The sequence below is a fragment of the Prosthecobacter sp. GW821-HT29F12 genome, from assembly GCF_058803405.1.
Window position 1 is genome coordinate 5,929,257 of the sequence record NZ_CM179517.1, and the last position, 17,003, is coordinate 5,946,259.

Annotated in this window: 7 protein-coding genes; 4 read left to right on the forward strand and 3 right to left on the reverse strand. The window is 60.3% G+C overall.

The window, feature by feature from the left end:
• Nucleotides 1-105 precede the first annotated feature (105 nt).
• From AC3RLQ_RS24570 to AC3RLQ_RS24585, 4 genes are all read left to right on the forward strand, one after another.
• Entirely contained in the window at nt 106-2,004 is a 1,899-nt protein-coding gene (locus AC3RLQ_RS24570; RefSeq protein ID WP_493031284.1) for a histidine kinase, read from the forward strand.
• Nucleotides 2,001-2,633 (forward strand): response regulator, encoded by a 633-nt coding sequence (locus tag AC3RLQ_RS24575; RefSeq protein ID WP_493031285.1) that lies wholly within the window; start codon nt 2,001-2,003, stop codon nt 2,631-2,633. Before AC3RLQ_RS24570 ends, AC3RLQ_RS24575 begins: the two co-directional genes overlap by 4 nt.
• Nucleotides 2,634-2,687: 54 nt before the next feature.
• Nucleotides 2,688-5,621 (forward strand): DUF1553 domain-containing protein, encoded by a 2,934-nt coding sequence (locus AC3RLQ_RS24580; protein WP_493031286.1) that lies wholly within the window; start codon nt 2,688-2,690, stop codon nt 5,619-5,621.
• A 114-nt stretch (nt 5,622-5,735) separates the two neighbouring features.
• The gene (locus tag AC3RLQ_RS24585) at nt 5,736-7,379 is read left to right on the forward strand and encodes an L-lactate permease (protein ID WP_493031287.1); all 1,644 of its coding nucleotides are present in this window, start codon (nt 5,736-5,738) and stop codon (nt 7,377-7,379) included.
• A 4-nt stretch (nt 7,380-7,383) separates the two neighbouring features.
• Here the strand turns inward: AC3RLQ_RS24585 and AC3RLQ_RS24590 are convergent, their stop codons facing one another.
• The 3 genes from AC3RLQ_RS24590 to AC3RLQ_RS24600 all read right to left on the reverse strand — a co-directional run bounded on the left by AC3RLQ_RS24590 (nt 7,384) and on the right by AC3RLQ_RS24600 (nt 16,850).
• Nucleotides 7,384-9,129, reverse strand: coding sequence for an MbnP family protein (locus tag AC3RLQ_RS24590; RefSeq protein WP_493031288.1), 1,746 nt, complete (start codon nt 9,127-9,129; stop codon nt 7,384-7,386).
• Nucleotides 9,130-9,243: 114 nt separating this feature from the next.
• On the reverse strand, nt 9,244-13,194 hold the full coding sequence (locus AC3RLQ_RS24595) for a beta strand repeat-containing protein (RefSeq protein WP_493031289.1): 3,951 nt from the start codon (nt 13,192-13,194) through the stop codon (nt 9,244-9,246).
• 194 nt (nt 13,195-13,388) lie between these two features.
• Complete coding sequence (locus AC3RLQ_RS24600) at nt 13,389-16,850, reverse strand: DUF4394 domain-containing protein (protein ID WP_493031290.1); 3,462 nt, start codon at nt 16,848-16,850, stop codon at nt 13,389-13,391.
• Between the last annotated feature and the right edge of the window lie 153 nt (nt 16,851-17,003).

A 17,003-nucleotide genomic window follows, 5' to 3' on the forward strand; every position in this document is an offset into this window, starting at 1 on the left:
CGCTCTGAATGAGGAAGACGGTAAGGCCATTCAAAAAAGTCTGATGCTCCCTGTCCCGCCTTCACGTGGGTTGCACTCGTCCCATTGTCAGGAATGGTCCCTCTGTTGAAACCAGCCCTGCTCATCCTCGCATCCATCCTCGCCGCCGGTGCTCCATGGTCATGGCTGAACCCACAGCTCTCGACCTTGGACCACCGCCAGCACGAGCTCCAAACCGCGCTGTCAAAACTGCCCGCCCTGCCCGCCCCTCAGCCACTGGAGCATGCCGGCTTCCACAGCGGCCTCGCCCCCCAAGCCGATTCCGTCCGCTGGGTTCAAATCGATCTCGGTGCCGAGTACCCTCTGGACTCAGTCGTTGTCATCCCCGCCATGCTCGGCGTGGCGGAAGCCTACGGCTTCCCGCAACGCTTCCGCATTGATGCCTCCAACGACCCTCTTTTTGCGGAATCCGACACACTTTTGGATCAAACGTCCGCCGATGCCCTTCCATCCCTTGCACCATGGTGCATAAATACAAAAGGAATCAAAGCCCGCCACATCCGCTTCACCGCCACCAAACTCGCCGCCCAACCCCACCAAACCAAGCGCTTCATCTTCTGCCTCGGCGAACTCCTCGTCTTCAGCCAAGGCCGCAACGTCGCTCTCCACGCCCAGGTGCTGGCCCCCAATTCCGTCGAAACTCTCCCCACCTGGTCCCCCCGTCATCTCGTCGATGGCGCTTACGCACTGGGTCTTCCAGTGCATCCTGATGAAATAAACGGCAACGGTTGGCACAGCGGCATTTCCACCACCGCCGATACTACCAAATGGGTGCAGGTAGATCTGGGCGCACCTCGCGACATTCAAGAAATCCGCCTCATCCCCGCCCACCCCCGCGACTACCCCGAACGCTTTGGCTTCGGCTTCCCCCGCCGGTTCAAAGTAGAAGCCGATGGCCGCACCATCTTCGACAGCACCACCGCCGACTTCCCCAACCCCGGCGACACCCCCGTAGCCTTCCCCACCCCCGGTCTGCGTGCGCAGACCCTCCGTTGCACCGCCACGCAACTCTGGGAACGCAGCGGCGACTTTGTGTATGCGCTTGCAGAACTGCAGGCCTTCGACACAGGAAAAAACATCGCCCGTGAGGCCGTCATCACCAGTTCCGACGACACCATCACCCCCGCATGGAGCCGCGCCGGCCTCATCGACGGTCGCAGCAGTTCCGGCGTTCTTCTCGATGAAGCCTCATGGCTCGCCGATCTCTCCCAACGCCGCCAGATCACAGACGAACTCGCCGCTTTGGAAACTCAGCGCACCATAGCGCTTTCCATTGCACAAAGCCGCGCAGCATGGCTCGCAAGCGCAGTGTTTTGCCTCGCCATCGTCATCGCCTGGCTGGCGGTCCAGCGTTCACGCCGCTCCCGTCGTCGCGAAATGGAATCCCTGCGCCATCGCATTTCCCGCGATCTCCACGACGAAATCGGCAGCCACCTCGGCAGCATCCGCCTCATGTCCGAGCTGGCCCTGCGGGATGGCTCCGCCTCCGATTCCCTCGAAGAAATCCACCGCCTCGCCGGTGAAGCCGCCGAATCCATGCGCGGCATCATCTGGCTCGTGCGCGAGGGCGATGCACCGCCGCTGACCAGCCTCGTCGAAGCCATGCGGCAAAGTGCCGGTGCGTTGTTGAAAGACATCGACTGGCAAATTGAGGCAACAGAAGGCAATTTAGCTACTGCCTCACTTGAATTCCACAGGCAGGTCTTCCTCCTCTTCCGCGAAGCCGCGCACAACATCGCCCGTCATGCCCATGCTGCAAAGGTGCGCATTGAAGTGCATTGGACTGCAAAACACTTCCATCTCCGCATCGAAGACGACGGCTGCGGCTTTGACGTCGCCGCCGTCACCGCAGGCAATGGCCTCGCCAATCTGCAGCACCGTGCCACGGTGCTCGGCGGCACTTTGCAGATCACCAGCAGGGCCGACAGCGGCACCTGCATCAACTTGGAGGCCGATTTCTCATGAACACTCTCTGGATCGTTGAAGACCACGCTGCATTCCGGCGCACGTTGGTGCGCGTCTTGAATGCAGAATCCGATCTTCAATGCGCGCGAGATTTCGACTCCTGCGAAAAATTATTCGCCGCACTGGCCAAACCTGATGTGCCCGATTTGATTCTCCTCGATGTCGGGCTGCCTGGCATGAGCGGACTTGAGGGCATTCGCCTGATCAAGGAGCGCGCACCCAAGGTGCTCGTCGTCATTCTCACGGTCTTTGAGGACGATGACAAAGTCTTTCAGGCCATTTGTGCTGGAGCCGCCGGTTATCTTCTGAAAACCAGCAGCGCAGCTGATATTACGAAGGCAGTTCGGGATGCCCTGGCCGGTGGATCGCCAATGAATCCGCGCATCGCTCGCCGCGTGCTTGAGATGTTTTCCAAGTTCGCCCCGAAGCAGAACGACTATGGCTTGAGCGAACGGGAGAAGGAGATCTTACAGCTCATGACCACCGGACTCATCAAAAAAGAGATCGCCGACAGGCTTACGCTCAGTGTCCACACGGTCGATACTTACCTTCGACGCATCTACGAGAAACTGGCGGTAAATACGCGCACGGGAGCCGTGGCCAAGGCGCTGAAGGAAGGGCTGGTATGATGTCCCGCGCTCGCGTGGCATGAAAAGGCCGCTTGAGCGTCGTATGAATGATCCATGCGCCTCCTTGCTCTCATCATCTTCGCCGCCGTGCCTGCCTTCGCGGTCGATTTTGTCCGTGAGGTGAGGCCCATTTTCGAAAAGCACTGCTATGAGTGCCATGGAGCGAAAAAACAGAAGAACGACTACAGGCTCGACATCAAGGCAAGCACTCTAACTGGTGGCGAGGATCATGCGCCGAACATAGTTCCAGGCAAAAGTGCCGAGAGCCCGCTATTTCTTTTTGTGAGCGGTGCGGATGAAAAGATCGCGATGCCGCCGAAGTCAAAGCTCAGCAGTGAGGAGGTCGATGTGATCAAACGCTGGATTGATGAAGGGGCCGTGTGGCCGGAGGGTGTGGATGTGGCCAAGGTGGAGGACCGCCTGGACTGGTGGAGCTTTAAGCCGCTGGCGAAAAGGGATGGAAACATTGATGGCTTCGTTCGTGCGAAGCTCACGGAGCATGGCCTCAAACCAGCACCGCAGGCGGATGCCCGTACATTGATCCGCCGCTTGTATTTTGATCTCACCGGTCTGCCGCCTTCTCCGGCGGAGGTGGAACGATATGCAGCGCTACCGTATGAGAGGCTGGTGGATGATCTGCTGGCCTCACCGCGTTATGGCGAGCGCTGGGCGCGGCATTGGCTGGACCTTGTGCACTACGGAGAAACGCATGGCTATGACAAGGACAAGCCGCGAATGAATTCCTGGCCTTACCGTGACTACGTCATTCGTGCGCTGAACAGCGACAAGCCTTATGCGCGTTTCATCGATGAGCAGATCGCGGGGGATGTGCTGCATCCTGGCACTACAGACGGCATCACGGCGCTTGGTTTCATCTCCGCGGGGCCGTGGGATTACATCGGGCATGCGGAGGTGCCGGAGTCGAAGCTGGATGGCAAAATCGCGCGGCATCTGGACCGTGATGACATGGTGCAAAACACGATGGGTGCCTTTTGTTCGCTCACCGTCGGCTGTGCGCAATGCCACTATCACAAATTCGACCCCATCTCGCAGGAGGACTATTATTCACTGCAGGCGGTGTTTGCCGCCATCGACCGCACGGATGTGAACTATTATCCGGATGATGCTTCGATGCAGCGGTTTGTGGATTTGGAGCAGCAGCACAAGAAAATTGCCGCCAGCATCAAGGCGCTGGAGGAGCCGCTGAAACAGAAGGCGGGCGAAGCTTATGCGGCACTCAGCAAACGCATCGATGGAGCTGCGGACAAGGCGTCCAGCACGAACCCGAATGTGAAACCGGATTTTGGGTATCACAGCGCCATCGCGATGGATCAAAACACGGTGAAGTGGGTGCAGGTGGATCTTGGCAAGAGCGTGGAGATTCAGCGCATTGTGTTGAAGCCCTGCTATGATGATTTCGGCGGCATCGGCGGTGGCTTTGGGTTTCCGGTGCGTTTCAAGGTCGAGGCGAGTGATGATCCCACATTTAAGACCGGCGTGACGCTCATCTGGCGCAAGCACGACGCGACGTTCATGAACGACTTCAAGAATCCCGGTCTCACCCCGTTTGAAACGGGCACGGCGGGAGATGACGGTGCCAAGGGCAGATACGTGCGTGTCACGGCGGTGAAGCTGGCGGAGCGCAAGAACGACTATATCTTGGCGCTGTCCGAGATGGAGGTCTTTGCAGATAAAAACGGGTCGAACCTCGCAGCAGGCCGGCCTGTGACGGCGCTCGACAGCATCGAGGCCGCGCCGCGCTGGCAGAAAGAAAATCTCACGGATGGCATCGCACCCGAGGCACGCACGCAGGAGGACAAACAGCGGCTTATCAAAGAGCGAGATGCACTCATGCTCGCCCAAGCAGATGCGGCGACGCGCCAGCAGCTCAACGATATGCGCAAGCAGCGCGGGGTCATTGATGCGGAAATCACGAAGCTGCCGAAGCCGGGCAAGGTGTATGCGGGTGCCATTCATACGGGCACGGGAGCCTTCAAAGGAACGGGCAACGAAGGCGGCAAGCCGCGGGTGATTCAGGTGCTCAAACGTGGCGATATCAAGCAGCCGGCGAAGGAAGTGGGCCCGCAGGGTATTGCTGCGCTGAGCGAGGCCTTCCATGATACGTATCAGCTTGCCGGTGAGGGTGAGTCCGCCCGTCGTGCTGCGCTCGCCAGATGGATCACTGACAAGAACAATGTGCTCACGTGGCGCAGCATCGTGAACCGCACATGGCAGCATCATTTTGGGCGTGGGCTGGTCGATACTGCGAATGACTTTGGCCGCATGGGCGGCAGGCCGAGTCATCCTGAACTGCTGGACTGGCTGGCAGTTACATTTCGTGATGATCTTGGCGGCAGCTTGAAGCGCCTGCACAAACTGATCGTGATGAGTGACACGTACCGGCAATCGTCAGACAAGGCGGAACCGGCGGATGCGAACAACGTTTTCCTCTCCCACCAAAACCGCCGCAAGCTGGATGCGGAGTCGATTCGTGATTCCATCCTCGCCGTGAGCGGCAAGCTGGACCTGACGATGGGAGGGCCGAGCTTTCAGGACTTCGTCATTGAGAAGCCGCAGCACAGTCCGCATTACGAGTATCAGCTGCATGACCCGGAGGACCCGAAGTCATGGAGGCGCAGCGTCTACCGCTTCATTGTGCGTTCACAGCAACAGCCCTTCATGACCACGCTTGATTGTGCCGATCCCTCGATGCGGGTGGAGAAGCGCAATGAATCGCTCAGCCCGCTGCAGGCTCTGGCCATGATGAACAACGGTCTTGTCGTCGCCATGGCGAAGCATTTTGCGGAGCGTGTGACGAAGGAAGCGCAGGGACTGGAGGCACAGACAAGGCGTGCCTTTGTGCTGGCGCTTTCACGCAGTCCAACGGCGGATGAAATCAGGCCACTGATCGAGTACGCGCAGCGCGAAGGTTTGGAAAACACCTGCCGGGTGATTTTGAACCTGAATGAATTCAGCTTTGTGGACTGAGCGGCAAAGATCCGCATGCTATTTCCAGGAGTGACGGCACGCACTGGCGGTTGAATTGTGCATGGAAGTGAAACATACGATGCAGATGCCGCGTGATGCACATCCCTTAACTCCATGACCTGGTCTCAAAACTACGATCCTCTCGGCAATCTTGTTCTCTCCTCCTGCGTTGCGGCGGTGCCTGTGGTGGTGCTGCTGGGGCTGCTGGCGTTCTGGCATGTGAGGGCGCACATTGCGGCGTTTGCAGGACTGGTGGTGGCGCTGGTGATTGCGGTCACGGTGTTTCACATGCCGGCCCAGCTGGCACTCACGGCGAGCGGTCTGGGCGCGGTGTTTGGCTTGTTTCCCATCGGGTGGATCGTGGTGAACGCGATTTTTATTTATCAGATCTCGGTCGAGACCGGGCAGTTTGAGTCGTTGAAGAAGCAGATCGCCGGGCTGGCGGGGGACCGCCGCATTCAGGCGCTGCTGATCGCTTTTGCCTTTGGTGCTTTCATTGAAGGCTGCGCGGGGTTTGGTGCTCCCGTGGCCATCACGGGAGCGATGCTGATCGGGCTGGGATTTAAACCGCTCGAAGCTGCGAAGCTTGCGCTCATTGGGAACACCGCGCCGGTGGCGTTTGGTTCGCTGGGGATTCCGCTCACGACTCTCGCAGATGTGACCGGGCTGGATGTGCATGTGCTGAGCTCCATCGTCGGACTGCACCTCACGATCTTCTCGTTCATCGTGCCATTCTGGCTGGTGGTGGCGCAGGTAGGCTGGCGGGGCATGGTGGAGGTCTGGCCTGCGTGCCTGGTATGTGGCGGCAGCTTTGGACTGGTGCAGTTTTTGGTTTCAAACTTCCACGGGCCGTGGCTGGTGGACATCGCCGCAGGACTGGTTTCGCTGGCCTCGATGGTGCTTCTGCTGCGTTTCTGGAAACCGAGCAGTGCTGAGGAGAGGAAGGGGCCGAAGGAGAAGATCGAACGTCCGTTCCGCGCCTGGATTCCCTGGATCATGCTGTCCTTGTTTGTGGGGTTCTGGACCACGCCGTTTGCGAAGACAATGCTCAACGGCTATGCCCCCGGCACCAAGGCGGTCAGCACCTGGCAGGCGCCGATCATTCCTCTGACACCACTGCATCTCGCGGTGCAGAAAATGCCGCCGGTCGTGAAGAAGCCCGAGCCGGAAAAGGCGACGTTCACGTTCAACTATCTCTCTGCCACAGGCACCGCCTTGCTGCTGGCGGGGATCACCGCTGGAATGCTCCTGGGCAGAAGCCTCGCGTCACTGGTGAGGATTTATCTGCGCTGCCTGTGGCGCGTGCGGACTTCGATGCTGACCATCTCGCTCATGCTGGCGCTGGGTTATACCACACGCTATTCGGGCACCGACACGACGATGGGGCTCATGCTGGCAGGAACGGGTGTGCTGTTTCCGTTTTTCTCGCCGCTGATCGGCTGGCTGGGGGTCGCGCTCACGGGCAGTGACACATCATCCAATGTGCTCTTTGGCAATCTTCAGCAGGTGACGGCGCAGCAGTTGCATTTGTCGCCATCGCTAATGGTCGCATCGAACAGCTCAGGCGGGGTGATGGGCAAGATGATCGATGCGCAGAGCATCGTCGTGGCTTCCGTGGCGACGGGAGGCCAGCCGGACAGTCCGGATGCGGGCACGGTGCTGCGAAGTGTGTTCTGGCACAGCATCGCGCTGGCCATTCTCATGGGCGTGCTGGTGATGGTGCAGGCCTACTGGATGCCGTGGACGGTTGCCCGCTAGAAGGCTACTTCGTAAACTTCTCGTCTGTCAGGGTCTTCAAGAAGGCGACGAGCGCGGCTTTATCCGCCGCACTGAGGCGGATGCCGGTGGACGGATGTTTCGCGAGGTTGGGGTCCAGCGTGTCCGTGCGACGCAGATTGTGATCGTAATGGGCGATGACTTCTTCGAGCGTCTGAAAACGGCCATCGTGCATGTAGGGCGCGGTGAGGGCGATGTTGCGCAGGCTGGGCGTGGAGAACTTGTAGAGGTCCCGGTCATTCTGCGTCACGCGGTGGCGGCCGGTGTCTGATTCCACGGGGCTAAGGCCGTTGTTGTGAAACTGGTGATCGGTGAAGAGCGGACCGCCATGGCAGTGGAAGCAATCGGCGCCTTTCTGCCCCATGCGTGGCTCGTATTCGGTCATGAAGAGTTCGAAGCCCCGTTTCTCTTCATCGGTGAGCTGCTCCTTCCCCTGCATGCTGCGATCGAATTTGGAGTCGAAAGAAGTGAGGGTCAGGAGATAGTTCTCAATGGCCAGGCCGATGCGTTCCGGCGTGATCTCATCGCTGTCGAAGGCGCGGGCGAACTCTGCTTTGGAGGTCTTTTTCAATTTAGCGACCACGTTTTCCAGAGTCTCATCCATTTCGAGATGGTCTTGCACAGGCATGAGAGCCTGGGCGCGCAGCGATGGAGCGCGGCCATCCCAGAAGAAGCTGCTCTTCCACGCAAGATTGAAGAGCGGCATGCCATTGCGGGTGCCAATCCGGTCTGCGACTCCGATGCTGAAACGGCGCGGGTCGGTGAAGGCATTCGCGCGTGTATGACAGCTCGCGCAGGAGAGCGAGCCATCGCGGGAGAAGGCGGTGTCGTTGAACAGGCGCTCACCGAGTGCGACGCGTTCCTCCAGCAGAGGATTGTCCCGTGGCAGCGGCGGGATGGGGAAGTAGCTGCTGATGGTGAAACGATACGGCGTGTGCGTGGCTGGCAGATAGAGCGGCTTGAGGTGCGAGGGGCGTGCTATCGAGGGAATGCTGCTGGAGATCTGCTGAAGCGTGAAGGCCGCGGGCAGATTGGCTTTGAGTGCGGCGACAACAGGATCGCCCTCATGCGAGTGAGTGGAGAGGCCGTCTTTGACGAAGGAGAGTGGCTTTGGAGCGGCCAGCAACCTATGCAGATCGAAGGTGAATGAAGCGCCGGCATCCGCAGTGAGATCAAAATCTCCCGTGAAGGTGAGCGGGGTGCGGTTGGGATCGCGGGCGAGGTGGTAAGAAAAGCCGCCTGGGGCCTGCCCAGCGGCGCGAAAGCTGCCTTCGAGCGCGAGAAAGATGTACCCGCCCTGCCAGCTCCAGTGCAGGCCGTTCAAGTTGGGATTGAGCGGATGATCAGGCGGATATTGCGCAGGCGTGGCGGCATTGGTGGCGGGATCGAGACCAAGATGGAAGCGCAGAGCCTGGTACCTGCCTGCGGGGATGTTTGGCAACGATGTGCCAAGACGATGTCGCTCAGCGTCGAGCCAGGCAATGTGACCCGGCACTTCCAGCCAAGTGCCATCGGCCTGCTGCAAAGCGAAACCACTGAGGAGGAAACTGCAACGCGTGATGGAGAAGGTTTCCCCCGCCGCATTGGCATAGCGGAGGGAGTCGAGCAGCAGAGGGGCGTCACCCGCCGTCAGGCTGACATCGAGGCGCAGCGTGGAGGAGAAGGCGGTGGTGGCGAGGAGCAAAGCCGCCGTGAACTGACGAAAGACAAAGGCGGAACGACAGAGGGGCATGAATTTGAAACGTAATGGAAAAACCGTCTTCGGCCAGTCGAGACGCTGAGTGTTGCATGGAGGCTGGAAGATGAAGCATCGTCCAGGCAGGGACGATGCTGCTCCACATAAGGTCTACTGGCTCGATAGTTTCAAGCGCATGAACAGCCTGGTGCTGCTGCCGACGGGAACGCTGAAGATGTGCTGGGTGCCACTGCCAGAGTCGGTGATCGGGGTCCATGAGCCGGACAGCAGCGTGCTGCTCCATTCCGCGCCGTAGGTGACGCCGCTGACTCCTGCCGGCTCGGTAAAGCCAAAGGTGTAGTTCCCGCCGTTGAGCGAGGGCTGAGGAAGCTGCGAGACCCGAGCGGTGGTGGGATTTTGGCCGGGGCCAAAGAACGCGTAAACCGCCAGGTTGGAGAGGCCCGTGTGGTATGGGTCGGCCGTGTAGGCGGCATTGCTGCTGACAGTGCTGCCATACCAGGTGGTCTGCCAGGTTTGCGCACCGCTTTGCCGTGTGATCGTGATGGCATAGGCCTTTGTGGTCAGGCCATCCTGGGCGGTGACAACCGTATTGATCACGTTGCCGCTGCCCACGGCAAGAGCAATCGAACCGCTGGGGGAGCCTGAGGAAACTGCCACGGTTTCAACCTTCACACTTGCCGTGGCATCGGCCACGGTGGGGGTGACCGTGATGGCTGAGGTCGTGTTGGGAACGGTGGCGGTGTAGCTGGTGGTGCTGCTGGAAAATGTGGGGGCGAGCGTGACTCCGCCGAGTGTGAGGCCGGAGAGATTTGCGTTTGTGGAAAGTACACTGAGGCTGACGTCACGGGTCGTGGTGCCAATGTTGTTGGTATTGTTGGTGAAGGTGAGAGTGTCGCTGTAGGTGCCTGCTGGGAGGCTGCTGGCGGCACTGTTGATGGTCGCGGTAACGGTGGTGTTTGCGCCTGCTGCGAGCGTGCCGCCCGAAGAATCGAGGGTGAGCCAGCCCGCCGTTTTGCTGGCCGACCAGCTCATCGATGCCGTGCCGGAGTTGGTGAGCGTGTAAGTCGCGCTCGCGGGCGAGAACGCGCCTCCTGCGGGGCCGCTGGCGGTGAAGCTGCTCGATGGAGTGACGGTCAACGCCGGGGCGCCGGTGCCCACGGTGTAGGTGCCCGTGCCGCTCGTGGTGCTGGCAGTGGTGTTGTCGGTGGCGGTGATGCTGTAAGTCACCAGGGTGTTGAGCGCCTGCGCGGGAATCGTCGCGCCATAAGTGCCATCTCCCGCCGCACCGTCACCATGCGTGCCGTCATCAAACATCGTCAGCATTACTGGTGCGCTGGTGGTGGCGGCTTTGACAACGATGTTGTCCAGACTGATCTTTGCCTGCGGTGTGCCTGCGCCGGAGCCGGCGAAGCGGAAGCGCAGCTTCAGCGTGCTCACGCGCTCGCCGCTGCTCAGATCATAGTGATACGGCGTGCCGGGATACACGTGGTTGGAGCCGCTGGTTTCACTGAGGCGCGAGGTCCAGGTGCTGCCATCAATGGAGGTTTGGAAATCCCAGCCCATGGTGCCGCTCAAGTTGGATGTGGCGACGTAGAACTCCACGTAGGCGGAAGAGCCGGTGGCGTTGATCGCGTTGGTCGTGGTGATGTAGCAATCCGTCAAATTGGGCGTGGCCTTGTTGCACTCCAGGCCGCAGGCATTGCCGCTGCCGTTGTTGGCGGCCGTTGTCTGGCTGAAGGGATTGATCGGCGTGTAGTTCAGCGTCCAGGCATTGCTGGCATTGGTGCCGGTCCAGGGGGAGACCGCGCTGGCGGTCATTGTTTCGGTGAACACCGCAGTGGGAGTCTGGGCACCGGTGTTGTAGGTGAGCTGCACCGTGGAAAGCGTCCGGGCTGAGGGTGGTGTCACGCTGGCGGTGACGACCACATTGGAAGTGCTGATGGGTGACGCCGGATTGATGGCGATGGCTGCGATGCCCGGTGCCGTGGGCGTGACGGTGAGGGTGAAGCTCGTGCTCGTGGTGTCGAGGCCATCGCTCACGGTGAGCGTGATCGTGGCGCTGCCGGTTTGATTTGTGACCGGTGTGATCGTGACACTGCGATTCGCCCCGCTGCCGCCGAAGACGATGTTTGCGACGGGCACCAGTGTGGTGTTGTCCGAAGCGTCAGCCAGCGTGAGGCCGGCGGCGCCCGACTCAGCATCCCCGACGGTGAATGCAACCGAGCTCAGGGTGCTGTTTTGTGCTGTGGTCTGACTGGCGATGGTGCTGATGGTTGGCGGCGTGTTCGTGCCAGAATCGGAAAAGGCTTTGATGGTGCTTTGTGAGACGGTGGCGGTGGTCTGGCCCGTGCTGTCGTAACTTGCCAGGGCGGTGCGGCTCACCCGTGCGTATTCGATGCCGGATGAAGCCAGCGTGGCATAGCTGGTGGTGGTGGTGACGCCTTGATTTCCCGCCGTGGGCGCGGTGGGCACATTCGTGGGGCTGAGGGCGGTTTTCTCACTCGTCCAGGTCGATTGATTCGGTGACGCATCCACCGAGTAGGTGCCGCCTTCCACCGAACTCCAGGTGAGTGTGACCGTGCCGCCGGACACGGTGGGCGTGCTGACATTCACGGCGGTGTTTGCACCGGCAAGCACCTGGGTGGTTGCGCCATCGGCCGACATGACCGTGGTGCTGGTGCTGCCGCCAGTCGGATTGCCGTAATACCAGCGACCGACCATGTAGGGGTAATAGGAGGTGCCATCCGTCTTGATCGTCGCGAAGTAGGCCCAGGTGCCGTTGGGATACTCCGGCGTTACGCAGAAGCGCACGTTGTATTTGTTCAGGTCGTAGAAGACGCCGTTGGGATTGCTGCGCGAACCCTGCACATAATTATTGCCGCTGAAGTCTGCAGAGTCGCCCAGATAGGCGTAATCTTCCGCGTAATGTCCCAGCGTGTAGGTCAGGCCGGTCGTGGTGTAATTGGTTGCGGGGCCGTATTGCGCGGAGGTCAGCGTGGCTGAGCGGCCTTGGGCTGCTGCGGCCCAGACGGGCAGCGTGGTGCGTCCCGTCGAGTCGAGGCTGATCGATCCATTCGTGCCATCGCGAAGTTGATAGCCAGAAATCATGCGTCGCACACCGCCGATCGTCACCGTCGGTGCGGAGGTGTAACCGCTGCCGCTGCTGGTGATGTTCACCGCCGTCACGACCCCATTGGTCACCACGGCGGTGGCTGCTGCGCCGCTGCCACCGCCGCCGCTGAAGGTGACGAGCGGCACGGATTGGTACAGCGTCCCGCCCGCCGTCACGTTCACCACCGTCACCGCACCGCCGCTCACAGTCGCCGTCGCTGTCGCGCCGGTGCTGCCGCCATCATAGCCGTACGCGCCGTAAAGCGGCAGGCCGTCCTTCATCCAGCCGATGATCGGGGAATGCTGGATGTTCGTATTGGCCGTGTTTTCCGCGTAGTTTTTGGTCGTGCTGTTGTAGAGGATGTTGTCTCCCACCAGGTAGCGCGCGGTGATCGCATTGGCATGATAATGATACTCCCCGCTCGGCTGATTGTGAGCCAGCGCGTAGTCAAAGGAGGTGGCTTCATTGACAAACGCATCACGATTCCAAATGCCGTCGCCGGTGCCCACGGTACCATTGGGTGTCCCGTCAACGTTGTTGGAGTTGGAGTAGGAGTAGCCGTCCGAGGTGTTGTAGGCGGCCACGCCGTCAACGAAATAGCCTATGGCACCCATGCCTGTGAGCGTCGATTGACCGGTCACGGTTTGAGCCCCTGCAGCACCACGGGGAAACCGCCAGATCTGCGCCTGATTCTTCGGGTAGTTCGGATTGTTCCACGGCCCCATCACATGAGCTCCAAGGCCTGTCGTGCGGATGTAAACCCAGCTTGCGGAGGTGTTCACCTCGTTCACTCCAGCATAAGCGGGGGAAGATTGAACCTGGGTGCCGTTCGTCCACGTCGTGGCGGATGTGCCGGAAGTGCGGTTCGCTGTGCTGGTGAAAATGCGTGCGTATCTGGTCGAGGCGCCTGCAACCCAGGAAGAGATCTGCGGGTCGGCTTGCAGCAGGGATGCCGAAATCAGCAGGAGCAAGAGGATGCGCGTGGCCATGGTTGGGGGGTGATTGACGCCTCATTAATGAGCTGGCACATGAACAAAGACAGGAAGCCGAGATAAATTCGCATTTATCTAGCGCCGGCCGCGGGCAGCGCGCTGGCGCTTCTCATGGGGTGCCGGTGATGGTGCAGACGTAGCCGAGATGAAAGCGCAGGGCGTGATATTTGCCTGCGGGGGTTTGTACGCGATCACGGCTGGCTGACTCGCAGGCGCAGGAAGCCTGCGGTGGGAGTTGTCACATTGCTTTGCACCGTGATCGTCTCCAGCCCGGTGGCGGGGTCCATCACGCGCGAGAGCTGGGTGCTGGCGGCATTGGACGGGATGTCGCCCAACTGACCGTACTGCGAGCCCGCAAACCACTGTGAGAGATCGCTGGAAGCATCGACGACCAGAGTTGCATCGGTCGCAGAGGGATCATGCTGAAAAGTGAGCAGCAGCTTGCTGCCGCTGATGGTGATCGACGGCCGTGCGGCACCCGCATGGGAGAAGGGATAGAGGCCGGCGGCATACTTCAGGAGATTCGGCACACCATCGCCTGCGGGGCAGACGGCGTCTCCTGAGACGAGGGGATTGTTGGCATGGATGCCGAAGGTCAGATTTTTCCAGTTCTGGTAAGGGGGTTCATTGATGGTGAGAATGCTGGAAGACGGCAGGAGAAGCAGAGCTCCGCCGGTGGCATTGCCCAGTGTGAGGTTCACCGTTTCGTTGCCTTCCACCAGCGTGTCGCTTTTGATCGGAATGATGAGAGTCTTCACGCCAACTTCGCCGTCGAGCCAGGTGACTGTTTGAGAGACGGAGGTGTAGTCACCCCCGGAACTGGCCGTGCCGCCGGAGGTGGAAAAATCCACGCTGACGGCTCCCCAGGAGCCACCGGAGCGGGCGATGCCGATGGAGGCGCTGCCACCGTTTTCAGCGGCTGCGTAGGAACTGCTGACGAAACTGATGTCTCCCGGTGTGGCCACAACGATGTCGCGTACCTGTTCCGCAACGCCGATCTGGCCGAGGGAGGTTGCGTGACCATTGAGGGTGTCGATCACGTAGAGATTGCTGCTGGTGCCAGTGGCGGGATTGAGCACTGCGTAGCCCACTCCCGCAGGGGAGAAGTCGAGCCCGGTGAGGCCTTCGGTGTCCGTGCCCAGCGAGCCCATGGTGGTGAGCTGCCCGCTGGAAGAGTTCAGGGGCAAGCCACCGACGGAGCCCACGCGCACCAGACTGTCGATGGTCTTGTCAATCGCGTAGACCGTGGGTGAGAGCCCGGGGGTGAAGTCGGCTCCGACGATGCCGGGCGTGGCGCCGAAATGGGTGTCGCCGGAGGCAAAGGCGAGAGGTGTGTCTGCAGCGAGGACGGCACCTGTATCTGAATTTAACCGCAGGTGCTGCCCGGTGCTGCCCAAGATGTGCATTTGATCGGTGGAGGGATCGATCCCGAGATCAAACGACGGATGCGCAAGCTGCGGGGTGGTGATGTCGGCGATCTTGGTGACCGCGCCGGTGGCAGGATTGAGCAGGTAAAGCGAGGCCGCCACCGGGCCGGTGCCACCGACGGCACCCACGACATAGAGCTGTCCGGTGCTGCGCCTGAAGGCAAGACCGCGCAGTGTTTGTGATGCATCGATACCGGTGACGGTGACATTGCTGAGGATGGTTCCCGGTGCGCCCGTAGTGAAGCGAATGAGTTTCCCGGACCCCGTCACAGCGACGATGGGCTGCGAGGGTGGAATGTCATCGTCGTTGATGGTGATGCCGGCATAGCTCGGCACACCGTAGCCTGCGCCGCCGCTCACGCTTGAAAGGGCGAGCTGGAGGCTCTCGGCGTTCTCAAGGGTGCTGTCATTGATGAGGGTGATGGTGAAGCTGCGCGGGGTCAGGTCGCCTGCGGGCCAGTTCAACACGCCGTTGCTCGCCGTGAAATCGCCGCCCTGCGTCGCGGTGCCTCCGCTCACGTTGTAGGCCACGCTCACGGCACCGGTGCTGCCGCCGCTGCGAGTGACGTCGATGGTAATGCTGCCGGCGTTTTCATTGACTGTGTAAGCTGCGGAGCTGAACTGCAACATGCCGCCTGCAGGTGGCGGCGGTGGTATGCCACTGCTTTCGACCGCTCCCAAGTCCAAGGCGCCACCCACCTGCGTGCGTGATTGAAAGCCCTGCGGGGCAAGATATTCGAGTGTGTCCGAATGGCCGAGCGAGATCGCGCTGGCTGCGAGGGGGCCGCCGGCATCCAGGATGTTGGAACCGGTCAGCCCATGGTAGTCGCGTGTGCTGGCGTTGACGAAGTTGGGATTGTTCGCGCCGAAGGTGTCTCCTACGATGAGGTTTGAGATGCCGTTGAGCGTGCCCCCGTAGGCATGCCCGGGTGAATCTTTCGCCCAGCCGGGACTGATCCAGTTCGGCCCGTTGAGGTTGATGTCGCCGCCGCCATTGGTCGCGCCGGGTGTTGAGAAGACCATCTTCTCATAGGTCGCGTTCATGAAGACTGTGTCCGTGAAGAAGATGTTGTTGCGACAGTCGATGTTCTCGAACGTGGGTGAAGTCCCGGTATAGGTGGTGGCGGTCAGCTCGAAGAGTGCCAGCCGGTTGTGGTGATTGACCAGCGTGTTGTTGAAGAAATACAGCGTGCCCCGGTGGAGCGTGGGATAGCTCGCCGCAGTGCCTTGTGAGATCCAGCTGACCATGTTGACGGGGGAGGCGTAGTTCCGAATGGTGATGCTGTTTCCATAGACATAGGCGTCTGCGTAACCGGGCTGAAACTCGATGAAGCCCTCACCGCCCTGCGGCTCCAGCAGGAGCATTGCCGCGCCTTGTTCGCCCAGATCAAACTCGTTGTAGCGAATGACAATGTTGGAGCTGCGGTCTTTGATGGCGTCGCCATGGCAACCGGTGCGCATGGGCCCGAAGTGATTGTACTGGTAGGTGACGCCGGCGCTTTCGATGTAGCAGTCGTGCTCATGGTAGCCATTGCTCAGCACCTGGGTGGGGTGTGCTGGATCGTAAGTCAGAGGCAGACCGTTGTCGTGGAAGTAGTTGCCTTCGATCAGGAGGCGTGCGCTGCTTTGTGCGGCGCCGTTTTTGGAATTGGCAAAGAGGCCGTTGTCGCAGTTGTTGATCTCGCAGCCCCGCACGGTGAAGTCGCGCGCCCACTCGATGTAGATGCCACAGGCGAAGGTGTTGTAGGGGTGGGTCACGCCGAACTGATCGGTGAAGGAGATGCTGCCATCGCTGGTGTAGAGCGCGTTGCGGATGTCGAGGTTTTCGATGTCCACGAATGCGATGTGAGATCCTCCATAAACATAGCCGGTCTGCCGGGGGCTCACTGTGATCAGTCCGAAGGTGTTGCTGATGCCCGGGCGATATTGCACGTTGGGGTCCTCAACCGCCTGATTGGCATCGATGATGGGAAGCGCGCCGGTCACCGGGTCGGGAACGCCATGAATAACGATGTGCTGAGTGCTGGTGCCAGCCTGAGAGATCTGGATCTTCTCATGGTAACCGCCCGGTTTGGTGTGGATGTTGACGACATCCCCCGGTTGCAGGGTGGCCCATGACACATCTTTGAGCATGGTCATGGGAAAGGCCGGACCCACGTTGTAAACGGTGGCATGAGCAGCGGGCGGCACCGCGAGCGCGGAAAGGGCGAAGAGAAAAGCTTTCATGTTCGAGATCAGTCTGAGATGCCGCGCGGCATGACGAATCTCCGCCATTCAAATGAATGAGACTGGCAAAATAGCAGCAATGCTAGGAATGGCTTGGGCCGATCCTAGAGCCAAATGATCTTTGCGACAATGGAGTAAAAAATATTTCCATCT

Excerpts from the sequence above, each read along its gene's own strand:
- AC3RLQ_RS24575 (WP_493031285.1), top strand. The coding sequence starts at position 2,001 with ATGAACACTCTCTGGATCGTTGAAGACCACGCTGCATTCCGGCGCACG.
- AC3RLQ_RS24580 (WP_493031286.1), top strand. The coding sequence starts at position 2,688 with ATGCGCCTCCTTGCTCTCATCATCTTCGCCGCCGTGCCTGCCTTCGCG.
- AC3RLQ_RS24585 (WP_493031287.1), top strand. The coding sequence starts at position 5,736 with ATGACCTGGTCTCAAAACTACGATCCTCTCGGCAATCTTGTTCTCTCC.
- AC3RLQ_RS24590 (WP_493031288.1), bottom strand. The coding sequence starts at position 9,129 with ATGCCCCTCTGTCGTTCCGCCTTTGTCTTTCGTCAGTTCACGGCGGCT.
- AC3RLQ_RS24595 (WP_493031289.1), bottom strand. The coding sequence starts at position 13,194 with ATGGCCACGCGCATCCTCTTGCTCCTGCTGATTTCGGCATCCCTGCTG.
- AC3RLQ_RS24600 (WP_493031290.1), bottom strand. The coding sequence starts at position 16,850 with ATGAAAGCTTTTCTCTTCGCCCTTTCCGCGCTCGCGGTGCCGCCCGCT.